The sequence below is a fragment of the Acidovorax sp. LjRoot204 genome (assembly GCF_056175785.1).
Window position 1 is genome coordinate 1 of the sequence record NZ_JBGFFF010000378.1, and the last position, 1,040, is coordinate 1,040.

Genomic DNA, 1,040 nt, shown 5'->3' on the forward strand with positions numbered 1-1,040 from the left:
TAGTTGACCATCGAGCCCTCGACCACCTTGTGGTAGCTCTGAAAACCATTGGCCTGCGCGATCAAGGCATTGGATAGTCCATCCCATGGGATGTAGTACCCCAAAAACAGGCCGGTCACTCCCACCCGCTGCAGCTCTTCGTCGCTAGGATAAACATAAGGGATCAAATGCTTGGCTTGGATCCCCTCCTGACCGATCAGATCGGACACACGCATGCCCAGCAGGCCGCCAAACTCCTCAAGCCAACGTCGGCTGAGCACATTGTTCTCCGCCGCTGCGGCCGGGCCGCCATATTCATTCTGCGAGTTCTCGCCCCAGACGATCAGGGGCACATTGAACTGCACCGCCGCGCGTACGGGAATGGTGAAGATTCCGACGTGCTCAGGCCACGAGATATCACCCACCTGCATGAGGCCCACGCGGTTGAGCTTGGCGCGCACAAGGGGATTGGGCGAAAACTCGATGTGGTCCACGCCCAGGCGCTTGAGACTTTCTATGTTGGAACGCCCCAGGGGAGAAAGATCGCAAGTGGATGAGGTGACGCACAGAGGATTCAGTCCCAATTGGAGCATCCGCACCACTTGGTACGTACTATCTTTTCCACCGCTGACAGGCACGATGCAGTCCCAGTGGCCGCCATCGGGGCGGCGGTATTTCTCCAGCACCTTCAGCAATTCCTGGTAACGGGCATCCCAGTCGACCGCCTCTCTTGCTTCGTAGCTGCGGCAGGCATTGCAGATACCGTGCTCGTCCAGACGCAGGTCCGGCTTGGTGTCAGGCATCACGCAGCGTTTGCAATAGGTCAGCATGCTCATCTCAGTGAAATTTCAGCATTTTTGCATCAGGAACCAAGTGATGTCGTCTTGCGGAAAGCTGGGATCACGGCGGTAGGCAAAACCATAGTCCACCAGCTGCAACTGCGGATGGCGATCCATGATTTCGCCCGCAAAGTCGCGCTTGAACAGGCGGTCACTGTTACCGCGGTATGGAATGGCCACCGGCGACGGGTTGTAATACTCGGCCACTAACAGATAACGACC

The 1,040-nt window shown here is 57.3% G+C and carries 2 protein-coding genes; both read right to left on the reverse strand.

The window, feature by feature from the left end; genetic code table 11:
- Positions 1-815: N-acetyl sugar amidotransferase (locus AC04MI_RS25535; protein WP_476499088.1), on the reverse strand; the 815-nt coding region annotated here is incomplete at its 3' end.
- Between the two features lie 12 nt (positions 816-827).
- On the reverse strand, positions 828-1,040 hold a 213-nt coding region (locus AC04MI_RS25540), incomplete at its 5' end, for a pseudaminic acid biosynthesis-associated methylase (protein WP_476499089.1).